Here is a 20,472-nt window from a genome sequence, read left to right as displayed (position 1 = left end):
AATTAGGCTGCTATAATCAACCCGTATTTATCAGGGATTAAAGGATTGTTTTAATGATGACTAAACCACCCAATTTTTCAATACTAGGAATTTCAGCTTACTATCATGATAGTGCCGCCGCATTAGTTGTCAATGGCGACATTGTTGCCGCAGCACAACAGGAACGTTTTTCCCGAAAAAAGCACGATGCCAGTTTTCCTGGACAAGCAATCGCTTACTGTTTAAAAGAAGCAAGCATTAGTTTACAAGATATCGATCAAATTGTTTTTTACGACAAGCCATTAATCAAATTTGAACGGCTGTTAGAAACCTATTTAACCTATGCACCAAGGGGATTAAACTCGTTTATCACCGCCATGCCTGTCTGGCTAAAAGAAAAGCTTTACCTTAAGGCAATTCTCAAAAAAGAATTAGCCACACTCGCGGGATGCAAAACTTCTCAATTACCCCCGTTACTGTTTACCAAACATCACCAAGCCCATGCGGCTTCTGCTTTTTTTCCCAGCCCTTTCGAGCGTGCTGCTGTTTTATGCTTAGATGGTGTAGGAGAGTGGGCAACGACTTCGATCTGGTTAGGAGAAGGACATCAACTCATCCCGCAATGGGAAATTGATTTTCCCCATTCTCTGGGTTTACTTTACTCGGCTTTTACTTACTATACTGGGTTCAAAGTTAACTCCGGTGAGTACAAACTCATGGGTTTAGCTCCTTACGGTGAACCTAAATATGTAGACCAAATCCTCAACCATTTATTGGATCTTAAAGAAGATGGAACCTTTCGGTTGAACATGGACTACTTTAACTACACCGTTGGGTTAACCATGACCAATCATAAGTTTCATACTCTGTTTGGAGGACAACCCCGCAAAGCCGAAGCAGAAATCACTCAAAGAGAAATGGATCTGGCCAGTTCCATTCAGAAAGTGACTGAAGAAGTGGTACTGCGTCTAGCCAGAACAGTCAAAAAAGAATTGGGGGTAGATTATCTCTGTTTAGCGGGTGGTGTAGCCCTCAATTGTGTAGCCAACGGACGAATTTTGCGAGAAACTGAGTTCAAAGATATTTGGATTCAACCGGCCGCCGGGGACGCTGGAGGTGCCGTTGGAGCAGCCTTAGCAATTTGGCATCAGTACCATGAAAAACCCCGTACTCCTAAAGTTAGCGATCTGATGAAAGGTTCTTATCTAGGGCCTAGCTTTAGCGAAGCAGAGATTCTCCAGTTTCTCAATGCTATGAATAGCTTTTACCAGCAGCTTGATGATCGCGAATTGATGCCTCAGTTAGCAGAAATTTTAGCACAGGGAAATGTTGTTGGTTGGTTCTCTGGCAGGATGGAGTTTGGGCCCCGTGCTTTGGGGAGTCGTTCAATTATTGGCGACCCACGCAATCCCAAAATGCAATCGGTGATGAATCTGAAAATTAAATATCGTGAGTCCTTCCGTCCGTTTGCTCCGTCAGTTTTAGCGGAGCGAGTTTCGGATTATTTTGCTCTTGACCGTTCTAGTCCCTATATGCTACTGGTAGCACCAATTAAAGAGAACCTACACATTCCGATGACACAAGAGCAACAGCAGATGTTTGGGATTGACAAGCTCAATGTTCCTCGTTCCCAAATTCCTGCGGTTACTCATGTTGATTACTCGGCTCGGATACAAACCGTTCACCCGGAAACGAATCCTCGTTACTACGAATTAATTCGTCATTTTGAGGCAAAAACTGGCTGTGCCGTCTTGGTGAATACTTCGTTTAATGTGCGTGGCGAACCGATTGTTTGTACTCCCGAAGATGCCTATCGATGTTTTATGAGGACTGAGATGGACTATTTGGTGATTGAAAATTTCTTATTAGCCAAATCAGAACAACCCGAAAGAAATGATAATGAGTCTTGGCAAAAAGAATTTCAATTAGATTAACTTTTTCAGCATTCACAAAAAAGTATTCAACAACTATTCAACTATGCACGAAATAAAGGAACTTGATCAAAAAGGTTTGCGGGAATTTGGACTGATAGGCGGTTCGATAGTCGCAATTGTGTTTGGTTGTGTATTGCCAATACTACGCCATCATTCTCTGTCAGTTTGGCCTTGGACTATCGCCATCATTTTGTGGATTTGGGCAATCGTTGCACCCGCAACTTTAAATCTTGTTTACCAAATTTGGATGAGAATTGGACTTGTCCTGGGCTGGATACAAACACGAATTATTTTAGGTCTTTTGTTTTATATAATGATTACACCAATGGGTCTGATGAAGCGGTTGTTGGATGGAAATTCCACAACGCAATGCTTCGAGCCAGACTTGCACACTTATCGTCAAATCAGTAAGCAAGAAACTAGAGAAAGTATGGAGAGGCCATTCTAATGCTAAAAGACACTGTGGATTTTCTCAAAGACCTTGGGGGATTTCTGAAAGCGCAAAAAAATTATTGGTTGATTCCCCTGATTGTTACCCTGGTTTTCATGGGGGCTTTAATCGTATTCGCTCAATCTTCTGCGATCGCGCCGTTTATTTATACCCTTTTTTAAAAGACATGACTGAATTGAAAACGAAATTAAAGTCTTGGACAGAAAAGCTCTTGCTGATGATGGTTGGAGTGATTGCTGGACTGCTAATTATAGAAACCTTCGCTATTTCTACGGGGTTTGCTATTCCTCCTATGGAAAGTTGGCATAGACTTTTTTCTGAAGTTTATCAGGGTGATGCTCGGTTAGGCTTTAAACCCAAACCCAATCTAAAAAATTTTGAATTCGTTTGGCAGAATGCTGGAGTATCAGAAGTAATCAATACAGATAGTTATGGGTTTCGTAATCTCGGAAGAGATTACACAACCTCTAATTTATATTTTGTTGGGGATTCTTTTACATGGGGACAATGGGTAAATAGAGACAAAACTTTTTATGGACTTATAGAATCAGAACTTCAACAACCTGTAATTAGTCTGGGAGTACCTGTTTACGGATTTGAACAATATGAAGCTCTATTTCGGGATTGGATAGTTAAATATAAACCCAAGAATACCGTTTTATGTATATTTGCTAATGATTTACATAAAACATCTTTGATGAAAGATTTCTTGGCTAGAACTACCCAGCCTATCAGTTGGTATGAAAAAACATTTTTATATCAATTGATTTATAACAATTACTACTCAGTGAATGTGATAAAGACAGCCGGAAACGGTATCAGACTAGCAAGTATTCGTAGTTTTGATAGAAAGCCATTTAACCAAACGGGTGGAATTGGCCCAGATATAGATTATCTAACATCTAATACTCATTTAGAGGTAGAAGCAGCACTCTCGCGAATTATTGATCTAACCCAAGAACATCAGATCAAGTTGTTGGTATTTTTAATTCCCTCGAAAGAATCAACTTATATTCAGGAATATACTAAGCTTTTTCCGAATAAAATCAAATATATTGAAACTGAAGAAATCGGTTATCAAAGATTATGTAACTTGGCGAAGACGAAGGATGTTACTTGCCTCGATTTGACTGAGGCATTTCGACAAAATAGCGAAGGCGAAAAGCTTTATTTTGATTTAGATAATCATTGGAATGTTGCTGGACATCAATTAGCTTCTCGATTAATTTTAGATATCTTGCAGCCGGAGAAAGATGTAGATTCAAAAACCAATGTAGAAGCGATAAGTGTGAACCAGTTTCCTTCTCTAGCCACCCATGAGGTATTGTAAATGAACCAGTGGCCAGCACTAGAAAAGCAACATCCCCCAACTTGGTTAAAAAGCATCGTCATTTGCCTATTAGCGCTAGGCATTTTCTTTCGCTTTGCTCATCTGGGACATAAAGTGTATTGGCACGATGAATCTTTTACCTCCCTAGCAATTTCTGGTCACACTCTAGCTGAGATCAAACAGGAAATCTTTAATCATCAGGGCATTATTCCTATTACAACTTTAGACAAATTTCAGCAGATTAACCCAGAGCGCGGGATAGGGGATACAGTGCGCTACTTAATCACCTCAGATCCCCAGCATCCCCCTTTGTATTATGTGATGGCGAGATTGTGGGCGCAACTATTTGGGGATTCTCCCGCACAAGTCAGGAGTTTATCGGCAGTCATTAGTTTGTTAATATTCCCCTGTGTGTATTGGCTATGTTTAGAGTTGTTTGACGCACCCTCTGTGGGATGGGTAGCATTGGGTTTGATAGCCGTTTCTCCCTTAGAGATTTTTTTTGCTCAAGAAGCACGCCAATATGGTTTGTGGATGGTAACAATTCTACTCTCTTCTGCTGCCTTATTACGCGCTATCCGACGAGAGAGTTTATGGAGTTGGGGGCTTTATGCCCTCACCTTAGCTTTGGGATTATACACCCATTTATTCACTATTTTGGTAGCCATTGCTCAGGGTATTTATGTAGTGATCTCTCAACAGTTTCGCTGGCACAAAACGTTACGCAATTATTTGATAGCCACCGCAATGGGGTTGTTGATGTTTCTCCCTTGGCTGATTGTTTTCATTACCCATCTTCATACTGCTCTACAGCTAACTTCGTGGTCATCATTCAAAATAATCAATAATCCCTTGACTTTAATTGCGATTTGGTTGACGAGGACTACGCGCATCTTTTTTGATATAAATTTAGCTTCAGATGCCGCTTGGGTTTACAGTTTAGCTTCCGAGAGTCCTTTAATCTATAGTATCTCTACGATAGTAGGCTATTTGCTGTTAATTACATATCTCATCTATTTCTTTATCAATCACAAATATTCGTTCAAGATGAATTTATTTGTGTTTTTATTAGGGGGAATTTCAGGTTTATCATTACTTTTAGTTGACATAATTTTTGGCGGAATTCGCTCAATTCATTTTCGGTATCAATTGCCTTTATATTTAAGCCTGCAAATTGTTATTACCTATGTCTTAACTTTTCATATTTTATCTGATAAAATGTGGCAACAAAAAGTTTGGAATTTTATCCTGTTTGGATTAATCATATCTGGATTAGTTTCTGATTTCAATATGTTTAAGGCAAACACTTGGTGGACACAAATAAATGGCGACTCAACTATAAAAATATCGCAAATGCTTAATCAATCTGAGAGTCCTTTACTGCTAATTAATGACGATATTTCTAATTTGGGAGCAGTCCTAACTCTTAGTAGTCGTTTACAGCCAAAAGTCAACCTACTCCCAGTCCGCGATGACCCTATACCAGAGTTTCCTCATGAATACAAAAATATTTTCTTTTTTGATTTCAATAATAATTTGCTACCTGTAATTCAGCAGAATAAAACCTATCTTATCAACTTAATTGACCCCATTGTAGAATTTTGGCATATCGAAAAAATTCAGAAATAGTAAATATTAATGAGGTATCGTAAATGAACCAGTGGCCAGCACTAGAAAAGCAACATCCCCCAACTTGGTTAAAAAGCATCGTCATTTGCCTATTAGCGCTAGGCATTTTCTTTCGCTTTGCTCATCTGGGACATAAAGTGTATTGGCACGATGAATCTTTTACCTCCCTAGCAATTTCTGGTCACACTCTAGCTGAGATCAAACAGGAAATCTTTAATCATCAGGGCATTATTCCTATTACAACTTTAGACAAATTTCAGCAGATTAACCCAGACCGAGGGATAGGGGATACAGTGCGCTACTTGATCACCTCAGATCCANATATTGACGGTGATCTTGGATAAAATAGGCGAATAATTCAGGAATTTGTTGATGTTTGCCTAACTGTTCTAATTGTATCGCTTCGTGTTTAAAAAGTTCCTCGGCTTTTTGTTGATTATTCGTGCCTTGGGCTTGGGGTAAAAATTGTTTAATCACACAATAAGGTTGAGAAGGTTTATGCTCATCAACCGCTAGAAAGGTTCGACCAAATCCTCCTTGTCCTAATATTTTTAAAGCCCGATATCGATCTGTTAATAGCAATTTAGATCCACACTTTTGACAAAAAGTTGTGATTTTAGAGTTAAGTTGGATGCAATCAGGATTAAGGCATTGACTCATGGTTAAGCCCTAGGAATATATAACTTAATTCTTATTTTATCAGATATTATTTATAACCCTTCCCTCGTTCCAATGCTCTGCATTGGAATGGGAATCATGAGGCTCTGCCTCAAATCATAACAGGAGGCAGAGCCTCCGTTAATATCATTTCTAGGTAGAACCTAGAAACGAGGGGAAAATATAATTTTATCGGAAACTACAACCCTAAATATACGGTTAGCCACAATACCAAAAGCGATCGCAATTCCTACAGTAGGAGATGTGAACAACAAAGGCTAACCGTCCAAACCAGAAGTCCAACCGACCTAAAAAGGTTCGGTAAACACACCTTCAAGGAATGGACAAACCGCCCCCAGTATAGAGATAAGCAATCGTATCTTAAAAACTGTATTGAAATTGGACTCGCCCCCTGATGCAGTTGGGTTGAGGAGTAGTCCAGAAGTCGTATCAAGACGGCTGATCTCAAACAGAACCTAACTTTTTTGTCGTAAACGGAGAACTATAAACCTTATGGGAAAAGTAGTCGGAATTGACTTAGGAACCACTAACTCTTGCGTCGCCGTGATGGAAGGGGGCAAACCCACTGTTATCGCTAATGCTGAAGGTTTACGCACCACACCTTCCGTTGTTGCTTTTGCCAAAAACGGCGACCAACTGGTGGGTCAAATTGCCAAACGTCAGTCCGTTATGAACCCCGAAAACACGTTTTATTCTGTGAAACGGTTCATCGGACGTAAATCAGAAGAAGTCAACAACGAATCTAAAGAAGTTTCTTATAAAGTGCTGCGTGATAGCAGTGGTAATGTTAAATTAGATTGCCCTGCTCGTAGCAAACAGTTTGCGCCGGAAGAAATTTCCGCCCAAGTGCTGAGAAAACTGATTGATGATGCCAGTAAATATTTAGGCGAACCTGTTAAAGAAGCTGTTATTACCGTTCCCGCCTATTTTAACGACTCCCAACGTCAAGCCACTAAAGACGCGGGTAAAATTGCCGGAATTGAAGTTAAACGGATTATTAACGAACCGACGGCGGCTTCTTTAGCGTATGGTTTAGAACAAAAAAGTAACGAAACCATTCTGGTTTTTGACTTAGGAGGCGGTACTTTTGACGTCTCAATTTTAGAAGTCGGCGATGGCGTTTTTGAAGTATTAGCCACTTCTGGAGATACTCACCTGGGAGGAGATGACTTCGATAAAAAAATCGTTGACTATCTCGCCGAAGAATTCCAGAAAAGTGAAGGCGTTGACCTCCGCAAAGATAAACAAGCATTGCAACGGTTAACGGAAGCGTCTGAGAAAGCTAAACAAGAACTTTCCAGCGTTACCCAAACGGAAATTAACCTACCGTTTATTACCGCCACCCAAGATGGGCCTAAACATCTGGATATGACCCTAACGCGGGCAAAATTTGAACAATTATGTTCTGATTTAATTGACCGTTGTTTGACTCCCGTTGAGAAAGCCATCAGTGATTCTAAACTCAAGAAGTCGGATATTGATGAAGTGGTGTTAGTGGGAGGGTCTACCCGCATCCCGGCCATTCAAAAGTTAGTTCGCGATGCTCTGGGTAAAGAACCTAACCAAACCGTTAACCCGGATGAAGTTGTGGCGTTAGGCGCTGCTATTCAAGCGGGGGTTTTAGCGGGTGAAGTTAAAGATATCCTGCTGTTAGACGTTACGCCTCTGTCCCTGGGTGTGGAAACCCTCGGTGGGGTGATGACTAAAATTATTCCTCGCAACACCACCATTCCCACCAAAAAATCTGAGGTGTTCTCCACTGCGGTTGATGGTCAAACCAACGTTGAAATCCATGTTCTCCAAGGAGAACGGGAAATGTCCAACGATAACAAGAGTTTGGGAACCTTCCGCCTCGATGGAATTCCTCCCGCGCCGCGGGGTGTTCCTCAAATTGAAGTCACCTTTGATATCGATGCGAACGGGATTTTGAACGTCACGGCTAAAGACCGAGGAACGGGTAAAGAACAGTCTATCAGTATTACTGGCGCCTCTACCCTCCCCGATGATGAAGTGCAACGGATGGTGCGGGAAGCCGAACAAAATGCTGCGACTGACAAAGAACGTCGGGAACGTATTGAACGCAAAAACCAAGCCGATACCCTCTCTTATCAAGCGGAAAAACAACTCAACGAACTGGGTGATAAAGTTCCCGAAGCAGATAAGACCAAGATTGAAGGTATGGTGAAGGAACTGCGGGAAGCCATTGCTCAGGATAATGATGACAAGATCAAAACCCTAACCACAGATTTACAACAAGCGTTATTTGCGGTGGGTTCTAATATCTATCAACAAGCAGGTGGTGGAGCACCGGAAGACGGTGGCTCTAGTGGCGGCGGTTCTACCCCTCCCAGTGGTGGCGATGACGTGATTGATGCGGATTTCACTGAATCTAAATAACCTGATTATGGTGTTTTAGCACTTTAATACTCCTCTAGTCAAATAGGGGGGTATTTTTATATAGAAAACAGGGAACAGGGAACAGAAAGAAAAATACAGACACAAGCTGAGGTTTCGGGATCAATTTATTCCTTAGAATTCATCTTTTCCTTTTCTTCTGTTTGTTCAATAATTGGGGTTCCTGGTTCAATGGGGGTATCAGGAGGCGGAATTACAACTGTATCACCCACTTTTAAACCGGATTTAATTTCTACTTGAGTTAACCCTTTTAATCCCAAGGTAACGGGTTGTTTTTGAGCGTGATTATTCGCGTCTAATTTCCAAACAAAGGGGGAATCGTCTAGGGATTGAATCAGTTCTGTATTCAGAACAATCACGTTTTTTCGTTCCTCTAAAATAATTTCTACACTCACAGGACTTCCCGGTATTAAAACTCCGGTGGGTTGATCTAATTGTACGGTTGCAGGAACCGTTGCTTGACCCGATGAACTGCTAGATTGATTATTACTATTCTCTGGGGCTGTAGCTTGTAAATTCACCTGTTTAACTCGTCCTTGAAAGGGTTTAGAATTAGGGCCAATAATCGTAATTCGTGCCATTTGATTGGGTTTAACTTGGCTGGCGTTCAAAGTTGATAACTGAAGCTGAACCAGTTCTTGACGGGGATCTCCCAAGGTAATTAAATCATCTCTAAGGTTGACACCATCTCCTGGTTTCACCTGAATATTTAGCACCATTCCATCCAGGGGAGACGTGACAATATTGTTCTGTAATTTTAACGCTTGTTCTTGATATTCAACTTTTAAAAGATTCAGTTGGCTCAAACTTTGTTGTAAGTCGGATTGAGATTGTTGGAGTTCAATTTTAGCATCTAATATCCTATTGTTAATAGTATTTTGAATAGGAATAAATTCCGTTTGCTCAGTATTTAATTTGGAAATAGAATTTTTTAAGTTTAATTCAGCATCCCTTAAAGCAGCTTGTTTAGCACGAATATCCGCTTTTTGAGCATCGACCTCTTTTTCAGCAATAAATCCCCGTTCTAACAGAATATTTGATTTATTTAAGTCCGCCTCAGCAGCAGCCAAATCTTCCTGGGCTTCAGTTACTTTTTGTTTTTGACGAGCTACCTCAGCTTGAGATTGTTGAATTTTAATTTTTTGAGTGATTTCTTTAGATTGAATTTCCTGTTGCTGTTGTTCTACATCATTTTTGTAATCCAGTTGAGCAATTTTTAATTTAGTTTTTGCTTCTTCTACTTTTTGGCGATCGCGCTCAATTAGGAGTTCGTGCTTTTGAATCTCTAACTGTTTTTTTGCTAATGCAGTTTCTCCTTCTATAAATCTTAAACGGATTAAAGGTTGACCAGAAACAATGCGATCGCCCACCTTCACAAATACCTGATCAACGGCACTTTCCTGGGGGGATTTAATCGTGCGTTGTCCCCCTAATTCAACCGTTCCTCCTTCATTGATTTTATTATCAACGGTTCCTAATTCTACTTTCTGTAATCCTGCGGTTATGGGTTCTTCAGAACGGTTTTGTAGTTTATAATACAAACTAGCGGCTCCGAAACTGGCTCCTGTAAACAGGGTCGCAACAATGAGCCATTTAATTCCCCGTTGATAGGCTGCTTTTGCTTGATAATCTAGGCTTGACACAAGTTTTCAACATCCTCCTGGAACTTAAAATCATAGGGGTTAGCTCTCAAGTTTAGGGTTCTGGCTCGATCTTCCTCCATTATGAATCCCAGATTAATTTATTTTTTGTATTATGAAGTTTTATATTCTTTAACAAATTGATTATAACACAGTAGAGAGCGCGTTTTCAGTAAGCTAAAATTAAAATATGGGGATCATCAAATCTCACCAGAAATATCTATTTTGTAAACTTTCTCGTGCTAACGATTAGAGAATCTAAGGGAGCAATCAAAATGTACACACCTACAAAACCTAAAAGTACAATTCTCGCTGTTGATGATAGTATTCCTATGCAAAAATTGATTAAACAAATTTTGGAAAATCACTATCATCTGATTCTGGCTAACAATACCATAGAAGCTCTAACTGTACTTCACCAAGAATCCATTGATTTAATGCTTTTAGATATTTCCATGCCCGGCATTGATGGTTTAGAACTCTGTCGCATTTTACGAGGATTACCCAATTTTAATCACTTACCTATCATCATGTTAACAGCGCGTGATGAGATTCAAGATCAAGTTAAGGGAAAATTATCGGGAGCGACGGAATATTTAACCAAGCCCTTCTGTAAAAACAAACTCATCGATACAATTGACCAGCTTTTGAATAGCAGGCTCAGTTTACAATCTACCGTGTAATCGGTTTAAAAAAGTCCGATTAATAAACATAACATTGAAGAGTCAGATCACCTTCAGAAACGATATAATTTCTTTAGGTTTTCAGACACACCTTAACAATGACAAGCATAATTCGGCAGGGCGAAAAGAAACGAGCTAATCTGCAACAGATCGCCAGTCATTTACCAGGAGTCATTTATCAGTTGTTACTACGCCCTGATGGTTCTCATGAGTATTTATACATTAGTTCGAGTTGCCAACAAATTTATGAGCGAAAACCCGATGAAATTCAGCGCAATTCTACTTTAATGTGGGGATGGATTGATGATCGCGAACAACAAGATTGTATTCAATCTCTTTTGGCTTCCGCCCAGAATTTAACGCCTTGGCAACGACAATGGCAATATCAAACGCCATCCGGGAAAACCAAATATTTATCGGCAATTGCCCACCCTCGCCCTCAACCCAATGGCGATATCATTTGGGATGGATTAATTTTAGAAAATATACCGCCCCCACCCCATCAAGAGTGTTGCCATTCTCTTCCTAAAACCCAGGATCTTGAACCACTTCAATTATCCACAACTGGGCAATTTTTAAACGAGCCTGAACCGATAAATCAGAAAATAGAATATCACAAAGCTGAAACAGTTTTAGAAGAAACAGAAGAATTTTTATGGAATATTTATAATGGCGTAGAACAAGTTATTTTTGTTGTAGCTGTCATTAATGAAGCCGAATTTAGGTGTTTAGGTTGGAATCCTAAAACGGAAAAAATCACCGGGATAAAATCTGCTGAGGTTTACGGAAAAAGTTTTGGTGAAATTTTAGGTTTACTGGAAGGAGAGAAAGTCTTAAACCATTATCAAGATTGTGTTCAAGCTAAAGCTTCAATTCAATATGAGGAAGAAATATATTTTCAGGGCAGGCAAACCTTTTCTTTAACCACCCTTAATCCGATTTTAGATTCTCAAGGAAAAGTCTATCGAATTATTGGCACGTCCGTTGATATTACCCCCCGCAAAAAAGCAGAACTAGCATTACAAGAGTCACAAATTCGGTTTAAACGATTAGCCGAAAATGTACCCGGTGTTACCTATCAATATCATCAATATAATCATCAAGGACAAGGCCATTTTACCTATTTAAGCCCTAAATGTTTAGAGTTAACTGAAATTCAGCCAGAAGTCATTATAAAAAATGCTGATTTTCTCTGGAAATTAATTCACCCTGATGATGTTAATAGCTTTGTGGATTCCATGGCTGAAGCCGTAGATACAGGAAAACCTTGGCAACATCAATACCGTTTAATTACTCCTTCGGGTAAACTCAAATGGATTCAAGCCGGAGGAAGTTTAGGGAAGCAAGCCGATGGCTCAATTGTTTGGGATGGTTTACTATTAGATATTAGCGATCGCAAACAAGCGGAAGAAGCATGGCAAAATTCCGAAAAGCAACTGCGAGAATTAGCCGAACGCGAAAAAATTCAAAACTGTATTGCCAATTTAATTCGTAATTCCCTAGATTGGAATAAAATTTTAGAGACAACAGTACAAGAAATTCGGCAACTTTTAAAAATTGATCGCTGTTATTTTGTCGGATATCGTGCTGAATTAAATCCTCCCGAATGGGAAATTCTAAAAGAATCCAAAGCTGACAATTTAGCTAGTATTTCCGAACTCTATCCAGGGAATGCTTTACACCCGATTAGTGATATTGTATTACAAGGAAATATCATCCAAATCGATCAAGTTATTAGCTATCATATTCCCGCAATTCGCAATTTTTTAATGGTTTTAGAATTAGAATCCGTTTTGATTTTCCCTCTTAAAATTCAATCCGGTGATATGGGAGCATTAGTCTTAGCCCATTGTCAAGAACCCCGCCCCTGGAAACCTCAAGAAGTGGAGCTTTTGCAGTCTGTAATTAATCAGTTAGAGATTGCGATTAATCAAGCAAAACTCTATACAGAATCCCAACAATCTGCCAAAATTGCTACTGCCAAAACCCAAGAATTAGAACAAACCCTTTCCCAACTCCAACAAGCTCAAATTCAATTAGTTCAATCCGAAAAAATGTCTAGCTTAGGGCAAATGGTAGGGGGAATTGCCCACGAAATTAATAACCCAGTTAGCTTTATTTTTGGAAATCTGACTTATGCTCAAGAATATCTGGATGATTTATTTTCTGTGATTGAACTCTATCAAAACTATTATCCCCATCCTCCCTCGGAAATCCAAGAAAAATTAGAGGACGTTGAACTGGATTTTATTGCTGAAGATCTCCCTCGGTTATTGAATTCCATGAAAACGGGTGCAGAACGGATTCGAGATATTGTTAAATCCTTGAGAATTTTTTCGCGTTTAGATGAAGCCGAATTAAAAGATATTGATTTACATGAAACCTTAGATAGTACCTTAATGTTATTAGAAAGTCGTTTAAAAGAACAACCCCATCGTCCCGCCATTCAAGTGATTAAACAATATGGGATTTTACCTCGGATTGAATGTTATGCAGGAGAACTCAATCAAGTCTTGATGAATTTATTAACGAATGCCATTGATGCGATTGAACAACGCAATAAAAAACATTCATTTGAAGATATTATAGCTGATCCCGGCATCATTTGGATCACAACGTTATTAACCGATTCCCATCAAGTCCAAATTCGGATTGCAGATAACGGAATTGGGATGACAACCGATATTTTAGCTAAAATTTTTGATCCGTTTTTTACGACTAAAGATGTCGGGTTAGGAACAGGTTTAGGGCTATCTACCAGTTATAAAATTATTGTTGAAAAACATGGAGGTCACTTATCTTGTATTTCAGAAGTTGGGCTAGGGACAGAAATTATTATAGAGATTCCGAAACAACAACCTATCGGTCACTAATAGGTCACAAGTAGAGACGCGCCATGGCGCGTCTCTACAGGATGCGGATGCGTAGCAAACATTAAAGGATGAAATATTATTTTTTAACAAATTGCCAACACCCTTAACTTTTTTCAACCGTTAACTCTATCAAGCGGAACATCCCTCTGGAGTATAAAGTTTTAAATATTTCCCCGAAATCCAACCATAGGCTTTTTTCTCATCATTGAGTGGTTTCGCTAACCACCATAATTCTTGATTGTAGGTACATTCAATTAATTCGACATCAACATGATTAGCAATTTGATAAATAACATTATTAGAATCAACAGAAGGCGAGGAACGAACATTCAATTTACTATCCGTTGATAGATTAACCGTTGCAAATTCTCTATCCGAGAAAACTACAGCAGCATGGGGTTTATACACATACCAAACCATACTTTTATCTTTTCCATTCCCTAAAGAAGCAGCTAATGTAATCTTGTAATGATCTGAATTATAATCTTCATAGTTTTGGATGATTAAGCGACTTCCCAAAGGGAAATTAATTTTTTGGGATTCTGTTAAGGTAGAAGAATCCACAGGACGTAATTTTAATAAAGTGGTATGGGTAATAATTAATCGCATTTTGGTTTCCGGTGTAATATAATCGTGACTTCACCAACAATATCAGGAATTCAGGAGAATTTTAACATTCCAGAGGGAACAGGAATGGAACTATGATTTTCCAGTTCCCCATAGCCTAGAGATATAAACTTAACTTAGGGGTTTCCAGGTTCCATGAAATCCATTGGGAACAATACTGGGTAATCCTAACCGACATAAGGGTTCAGCATCTAAATGTTCTGCATCAAAAACCCAAACTTCACTAGAATTTTGATCACCATCATAAACAACCGTTAACACCCATCCTTGTTGGGGATTATCCCTATCCTGAACAAAAAGAGGTTCCATCGGATAACAATTTTTACCTAAATTAGCTTCTTGTAAGGTTTGGGTTTGATGATTAAATCGTCCAATCGAATTAAAGATTTCAACTGCACGATTTACCCCCGGTTTGTGAATTGATAAATAGGTATAATGCGCTTTTTTGCCAACCTCTTGCGGGGAAACGGTAGGAAATTCACAATGGCGGTCTAAGATCTCTTCTAAGTGCAGAAGTTTACCCGTTTGGGGTTGCAAGACCATCCGCCATAAAGTTGATGTCGATAGGGTGTGCGTATTTCCGGTAGCGACTTCTTTTAAATATTGATTGGTTTGGAAATCTTGATAACGAACAAAATCAACAATAATGTTCCCATCAGCTTCAACATAACCATTGCTAAAATGCCACTGAAACCAAGGTTCTGTTTCAATACGATTCACTAATTTTAGGGTATGACGATCAATGATTAAAATTTGGGTAGGGGTTTTTTGAGGTTGCCAGATGAACGCTTCACTAAAAGGTTTAATTTGAAGTAAAACAGGTAAGAACTGTAACCGCAACGGCGGAATCACAAAAATTAAATATTCACCCGCCAGGACAAAATCATGAATCAGACAAATCCCATCTAAAGGAATTTTATTGTGTTGTCTAATTTTTCCTGTGCGATCGCTTCGATATAACATTAACTGAGGGGTTCCCGCCAAAACTTGCCCAAAATTAAAAATATCTCCCGTTTTAGGATCAATTTTAGGATGGGCAGAATAGGGCATATTATCGGTTAACTCGCTGAGGTTATCGAGTCCCCACGTTTCTAAAGTTTGTAAATCTAACCCATGGGGTTGCCCTCCTTCCCACAAGGCTAATAATTTATCGGGTAAGGCTAAAACCGAAGTATTTGCCGCATTTTTTAAAGGTTTGGTGAAGCGTTCCCAAAGGTTCCCACAAGGGGTCATTCCATAGCCCCCATACATTAAACGATTTGCTTGTTCTTCTTCTTGATAGCCTGCGGTTTTGACATAACGATAAACTCCCGTTGCACCTTCGTCGGTGAAATGAACCGCTAAAATAGCCCCATCTCCATCAAACCAATGTCCCACTTGCCGTCCGCCCCGTTCCAACCGTCCAGGGCCATTGCGATAGAGAGATCCCCTTAAACCAGAGGGGAGTTTTCCCCACAAAACGGGTAAGGGTGTGGGGGGAAATTCAGCCGCAGGGGTGGCAAACTGTTGTCCCCAGGTAGGTTGAGGAGTTGTTTGTATCATCATAATCACACCGGACAGAATCCGGTTAAAACTTTAGTTACACTCCGAATAATTGTCGCTGAATTTGCTAAAATCTACAGGATTGTCCTGATTATGTTTTGTAATTATCCTTGAACCAAGCTATCAATCTGCCGAAAGTAGATGACTTTTTAGAAGAATTGGCAGCCATTCAACAAACTGGCTCCAAGCGCATTGCTTTGTTGGGTTCCCGTCATATTCCCCTAACCCATCAGAACCTAATCGAGATGATGAGTTATGCCTTAGTTTTAGAAGGCAATCATTTGATTACATCCGGTTCAACGGGGACGAACTCGGCAGCCATAAAAGGAGCAATGCGGGCTGACCCCAATTTGTTAACGGTGATTTTGCCGCAAAGCATGAAACGTCAGCCGAGAGAATCTCGAAAACAGCTAGAACAGGTCATCCATGTTGTGGAAAATCCCAAGGGGGATGATTTATCCTTAGCTGAAGCTAGTGCACTGTGTAACCAAGAAATTATTTCGCGGTGTCAACAGTTAATTTGCTTTGCCTATCATGAAAGTGTTACCCTCCTGAACACCTGTGAAGAAGCTGAGAATCAGCGCAAAATTGTGACGCTGTTCTATTTGGATTAAAAAGGGGAACCATTAATGATGCTCAATGGGAAACTTGGGCGCATCAAAATGCCTTTGAAACCGATAGGGCGATCGTTGTTAAACTGGGGTAAAATGCTGATTTTTCAGGGCCTATAATCTTTGAAATTGATTAAATTTTACCCAAAAAACGGCGATCGCGATATCTATACAGGAATTTTATCGATTGTGAGTTGACTGAGTGTTAATCCGGTTTTCCTGGGATAAAATAACTCAAGTTTTGTTGTTAATCCTTGAATTGATTATGGCTTCTACTTATTCATTTGATGTTGTGAGTGATTTTGATCGTCAGGAATTAGTCAATGCGGTTGATCAAACAGAACGGGAAATTAAAAGCCGTTATGATTTGAAAGATACAAAAACCACTATAGAATTAGGGGAAACTGCTATTGTTATTAATACTGATAGTGAGTTTACCCTGGATGCTATTCATACGATTTTACAAACAAAATCTGCCAAACGGAATCTATCTTTAAAAATTTTTGATTTTGGCAAAGTAGAATCCGCTAGTGGGAATCGGGTGAGACAGGAAATTAAACTTAGGAAAGGGTTAACTTCAGAGGTCGCGAAACAAATTACGAAGTTAATTAAAGATGAGTTTAAGAAAATTCAAGCTTCGATTCAAGGGGATTCTGTTCGAGTAACGGCTAAATCTAAAGATGATTTACAATTGGTGATTCAACGCCTCAAACAAGAAGATTATCCGGCTGCTTTACAGTTTACTAACTATCGATAAAGTACCCAAACTTCTCTTTGATTGATACTCCACTGCCTCAAGGAATTAGTGATTGATGTTGTTCAAACCTAAAAGTTCTAGGGTGTTCTATCGCAGCGCACGCACCAAAAGTAAATCTCTTTAACGTTTACTATGACTTGAAGATTGGGTTTTTACATATTCTTTAATCGCAGGTTCAAGACTCCAATAAGATTCTTTATTATTCCTGACTTGTTGAATTAAACCCCGTTTTTTCAAAGATTGTATCGCTCTTAAAAAATCGGTATCCGATGAAAATTCTGTGGGTTGACTCAAAATATTAACTGTTTTATCTTGGTTTGCTAACCACAACATCAGAAGTTGTTCAGATTCGGATAACCGTTGATAATGTTGTTTTATTAAAGGTTCTATATCTCCTAAAAATAGAGTTTTATAGGATAAAAATTGCTCAACACGGTCATTAAATAAATCTTTGATCGTAGAAGCAATAATATTTAACCAGAAGGGGTTGCCGCTATAACGTTGAATCAGTTCTGGCCATTTCTGCTGATCTGTGAGTTTTCTATCCGCTAGAAGTTGTGTTGCGGCTTGACCTAAACCTTGGAGTTGTAGGGTTTTACAATAGCGGTTTTCGGTTTCTAGGTTAGCGATTTCAATGGGTTGTTCCCAACTGAGGAGCAGGAGACAACTATTATGGGGAGATCTGCCAATTTCCGTTAACAGTTTACCATAGTCTTGATATTCTGGGAGATAATTTCCCACGAATTCACGGGGAGTTAAGGTGTCTTGAAAGTCGTCGAGAATGATTAAGCAACGGTGCGATCGCAAATCGTCTAGGATGGAATAGCAAGAATCTAAATCGTTGAGAATGGATGGATTTTCGCTCTTGTGAGTTGAGGAGAAAAACTCGATGAGGTTGGTTTTGAGGGCGTTGAGAGTCGGAAATTTGCGATGAGTTCGCCACAGGATGCAATCAAAGTTATCTCTGATTTGTTCTACCAGTTGTCTCGCTAGGGTTGTTTTACCGATACCCGATAATCCGGTAATAGTAACGATACGGCTATTTTCTGTGAGTATCCATTGTTTGAGGGTAGTGAGTTCGTCGGTGCGATTATAGAGGCGATTATCGTATTCTGGGGCTTCGCTGAGGTCGTGGCGGGGTTGAGATTCTTTGTTAAAGGAGTGTGATCGTTCTTTTGTGGTTTTGGGATTATTATATAAATCGCTACAGACATTTATGTTACTACCAATTTGCACCCCATTATTAAAATAAGAAAATACTCTATTTTCCACAAGAGCTCGAACATTCTTTTTTTTTACATCTTCTCCAAACAGATCAGAGAGAAGTTCCCATAATTCTGATGCCATTTTCCTAACATGATCAGGACTACAGTGATAGTTATCAGCGATATCCTTGTATCCTCGAAATTCCCATGTACCCTCCAAAATAGCCCGTTGCAGTGAGTCCAGATGCTTTCCTGTCTTGGCAAAAATCAGATCATCCGTCCACTTCAAGGCTTCTTGAATCTCCATAGCTGTTAAATTGGGTTGTAATTCTGGCTAATCTTAGCTCACATTATCCCACATTTTCCCCTTTTTAAACACAAAATCTCACACTTTCCCATTTTTTTACTTTTAATCCATTGATAAATCCCCCCTAAATCCCACTTTTATGGGGTTGATGTAAAAAATAAAAAAAGCGATACTAAGAAAGTTGTAGCGCACAAATCTGTATGGTTAACAGAAACACAAGAGGAAGAAAACTCGACGAATTTGCTTTTTTTACTGACTCATCGTTTAAGCAGAAGCTATCGATTTTAGCTGAAAAAGCAGAACCAGAAGATTGGGATTATCAATATAGTGATACTGGTTATGGTGACATAGAAACTTTACCCTCAGACAACCAAGACAAACAAGACAAAGAATTCCCCATATTAAAGAATTACTTGCAATATACATTTCAACGACTTGATGAGGAAAATAAAGTAGTTTACGATACACGGGATGAAAATAAAGCCGAGTATGCTTGCTTTAACACAGGTTTAATTTCACGAACATCTGCACAGCCTTTAATTGGATTATTTCACGTCAATGAAAACTATGATAGAAATCCTCAGTCATTTAAAAAATGGCACTTATCTGGTTTTTTTGAGCGAACACATATAAGCTTTACTAAAATCTTTAGAGAAGTTCCTAAAGTAGCAAGATATGTTAACTTTGAAGATGTGAATGATTTTGCCAATTATGTTTATAATCCAGATTTTGAAATTGAAATGCCAGGAGACGAATACTATGAAAAGCATATTTTAGCAGAGAACCTAAGTAGATTTCCTAAAGACTTTCAAAACATAGGAGAAAGGTATATGATTGCCGTATTTAGAGATGCTATTAAAGAGTTAAGAGAATTGGCCGGAAAAAGTAATAGAATAGCATTACCTCAATGGCGGCCTAAACAAAGACAACTACAGATTCTTTTACCACTTAATCTTGAATCTTCTCAGGAACTCAGTAAAGCTAGTGTCGCTATTCCCATTCAAACTCAAGGAAACTTATATGTAGTAAAAACTGTTTTACCAATACACAAGGCTTACAGTAATGCAAGACTCCTATCAAAATTCACAAATAATTGGTTACAACCTACCATTTTCGACAATACGAATTATGGGGACGATTATGATGAATAGAGTTAAAAAAATAAATAATTGCAAATATTGGTAAAGTTTGGGTTGAAATTACTTACCCTGATGCTCAAATCTGGATTGTGCGAATTCCTCGTTCCCAGGATAGCACTATATATTAGGTTGGGTTGAGGCAACAAAACCCAACCTCCAGAAAGATTTGCCAATCCAAAAACTCAACGATTCCCTCCGAGATGGGAAAGCGATCGCACTTTTTAATTGAGCAACCCAGTTGATCGCAAAACCTAATAATCAATCTCGCAATAAAGCAATAAAACCGACCTGCTCAAAATGCTTATCATAAGCCAGAGCTTCTGTAATGCCATATTCTTCCATTATTTTAAAAGAAACGCAATCAGTTATACTCCATTCTTTATCTAGCCTTTTTTTGTACAACAATAACCCCTCCTGAAACTGACTACTACTTTGCTGAATTACTGTCACATTAGGATGGTTATAGAGACTTTCAATTAACTCAATCGCAGCCTGACGAAAAAACGCGCCCCTTTTAGAAAAATCATTCAAAACTTCTGCTAAAACCATTTCACTGGTCAAAATATAAAGCAAATCCATTTGCTTAGATAGATCTCGCGCTTTCTGATGTAATTCGTCTTTAGGGTTTAGCAAAGCTACCCAATAACCCGTATCTGCAAAAACTCGTCTCAT

Annotated in this window: 16 protein-coding genes and 1 pseudogene; 11 read left to right on the top strand and 6 right to left on the bottom strand. The window is 39.1% G+C overall.

The window, feature by feature from the left end; all coding sequences use genetic code 11:
- Positions 1–53: 53 nt before the first annotated feature.
- The 5 genes from PL9214_RS25200 to PL9214_RS25185 are packed head-to-tail and all read left to right on the top strand — an operon-like array spanning position 54 to position 5,323.
- A complete protein-coding gene (locus PL9214_RS25200) occupies positions 54–1,913 on the top strand; it encodes a carbamoyltransferase family protein (RefSeq protein WP_245824366.1) in 1,860 nt (619 codons plus the stop codon).
- Positions 1,914–1,956: 43 nt separating this feature from the next.
- Entirely contained in the window at positions 1,957–2,361 is a 405-nt protein-coding gene (locus tag PL9214_RS25195; RefSeq protein ID WP_072721992.1) for an SxtJ family membrane protein, read from the top strand.
- Positions 2,361–2,525, top strand: a complete 165-nt coding sequence (locus tag PL9214_RS31585; protein WP_186440455.1) for a DUF5989 family protein — start codon at positions 2,361–2,363, stop codon at positions 2,523–2,525. The genes PL9214_RS25195 and PL9214_RS31585 overlap by 1 nt, the downstream gene beginning before the upstream one ends.
- A gap of 5 nt (positions 2,526–2,530) precedes the next feature.
- Positions 2,531–3,694, top strand: coding sequence for an SGNH/GDSL hydrolase family protein (locus PL9214_RS25190; RefSeq protein ID WP_072721991.1), 1,164 nt, complete (start codon positions 2,531–2,533; stop codon positions 3,692–3,694).
- Positions 3,695–5,323, top strand: a complete 1,629-nt coding sequence (locus tag PL9214_RS25185; protein ID WP_072721989.1) for a glycosyltransferase family 39 protein — start codon at positions 3,695–3,697, stop codon at positions 5,321–5,323. It abuts the gene before it with no gap.
- A gap of 321 nt (positions 5,324–5,644) precedes the next feature.
- Here the strand turns inward: PL9214_RS25185 and PL9214_RS25175 are convergent.
- Positions 5,645–5,983, bottom strand: a pseudogene (locus PL9214_RS25175) (4-Cys prefix domain-containing protein); the annotation flags it as partial.
- A 510-nt stretch (positions 5,984–6,493) separates the two neighbouring features.
- Here PL9214_RS25175 and dnaK point away from each other — a divergent pair.
- Complete coding sequence (dnaK, locus tag PL9214_RS25170) at positions 6,494–8,398, top strand: molecular chaperone DnaK (protein WP_072721983.1); 1,905 nt, start codon at positions 6,494–6,496, stop codon at positions 8,396–8,398.
- A gap of 125 nt (positions 8,399–8,523) precedes the next feature.
- Here the strand turns inward: dnaK and PL9214_RS25165 are convergent, their stop codons facing one another.
- Complete coding sequence (locus PL9214_RS25165; protein ID WP_072721981.1) at positions 8,524–10,059, bottom strand: efflux RND transporter periplasmic adaptor subunit; 1,536 nt, start codon at positions 10,057–10,059, stop codon at positions 8,524–8,526.
- A 272-nt stretch (positions 10,060–10,331) separates the two neighbouring features.
- Here PL9214_RS25165 and PL9214_RS25160 point away from each other — a divergent pair, with 272 nt between their 5' ends.
- Positions 10,332–10,739, top strand: coding sequence for a response regulator (locus PL9214_RS25160; RefSeq protein ID WP_072721980.1), 408 nt, complete (start codon positions 10,332–10,334; stop codon positions 10,737–10,739).
- Positions 10,740–10,837: 98 nt separating this feature from the next.
- On the top strand, positions 10,838–13,612 hold the full coding sequence (locus PL9214_RS25155; protein ID WP_072721978.1) for a PAS domain-containing sensor histidine kinase: 2,775 nt from the start codon (positions 10,838–10,840) through the stop codon (positions 13,610–13,612).
- 129 nt (positions 13,613–13,741) lie between these two features.
- Here the strand turns inward: PL9214_RS25155 and PL9214_RS25150 are convergent, their stop codons facing one another.
- Together PL9214_RS25150 and PL9214_RS25145 are read right to left on the bottom strand one after the other, a co-directional pair.
- Positions 13,742–14,221 (bottom strand): SH3 domain-containing protein, encoded by a 480-nt coding sequence (locus PL9214_RS25150; protein WP_072721976.1) that lies wholly within the window; start codon positions 14,219–14,221, stop codon positions 13,742–13,744.
- 129 nt (positions 14,222–14,350) lie between these two features.
- Positions 14,351–15,784, bottom strand: coding sequence for a carotenoid oxygenase family protein (locus PL9214_RS25145; protein WP_139295156.1), 1,434 nt, complete (start codon positions 15,782–15,784; stop codon positions 14,351–14,353).
- A gap of 107 nt (positions 15,785–15,891) precedes the next feature.
- On the opposite strand from PL9214_RS25145, the gene PL9214_RS25140 reads away from it, so the two are divergent.
- Together PL9214_RS25140 and PL9214_RS25135 are read left to right on the top strand one after the other, a co-directional pair.
- Positions 15,892–16,395 (top strand): DNA recombination-mediator protein A, encoded by a 504-nt coding sequence (locus PL9214_RS25140; protein WP_072721975.1) that lies wholly within the window; start codon positions 15,892–15,894, stop codon positions 16,393–16,395.
- A gap of 262 nt (positions 16,396–16,657) precedes the next feature.
- A complete protein-coding gene (locus tag PL9214_RS25135) occupies positions 16,658–17,149 on the top strand; it encodes a YajQ family cyclic di-GMP-binding protein (protein WP_072722334.1) in 492 nt (163 codons plus the stop codon).
- Positions 17,150–17,269: 120 nt separating this feature from the next.
- Here the strand turns inward: PL9214_RS25135 and PL9214_RS25130 are convergent, their stop codons facing one another.
- Entirely contained in the window at positions 17,270–18,661 is a 1,392-nt protein-coding gene (locus tag PL9214_RS25130) for a helix-turn-helix domain-containing protein (RefSeq protein ID WP_072721972.1), read from the bottom strand.
- A 200-nt stretch (positions 18,662–18,861) separates the two neighbouring features.
- Between PL9214_RS25130 and PL9214_RS25125 the strand changes: the two genes are divergently transcribed.
- Positions 18,862–19,812, top strand: a complete 951-nt coding sequence (locus tag PL9214_RS25125) for a DUF3825 domain-containing protein (RefSeq protein WP_072721971.1) — start codon at positions 18,862–18,864, stop codon at positions 19,810–19,812.
- 246 nt (positions 19,813–20,058) lie between these two features.
- On the opposite strand, the gene PL9214_RS25120 is transcribed toward PL9214_RS25125, so the two are convergent.
- Positions 20,059–20,472, bottom strand: a complete 414-nt coding sequence (locus PL9214_RS25120; protein WP_072721969.1) for a type II toxin-antitoxin system VapC family toxin — start codon at positions 20,470–20,472, stop codon at positions 20,059–20,061.

This window comes from Planktothrix tepida PCC 9214, assembly GCF_900009145.1.
Classification (GTDB): domain Bacteria; phylum Cyanobacteriota; class Cyanobacteriia; order Cyanobacteriales; family Microcoleaceae; genus Planktothrix; species Planktothrix tepida.
Note: the sequence above shows the minus strand (reverse complement) of the source record. Positions and strands in the feature narration are given on the sequence as shown.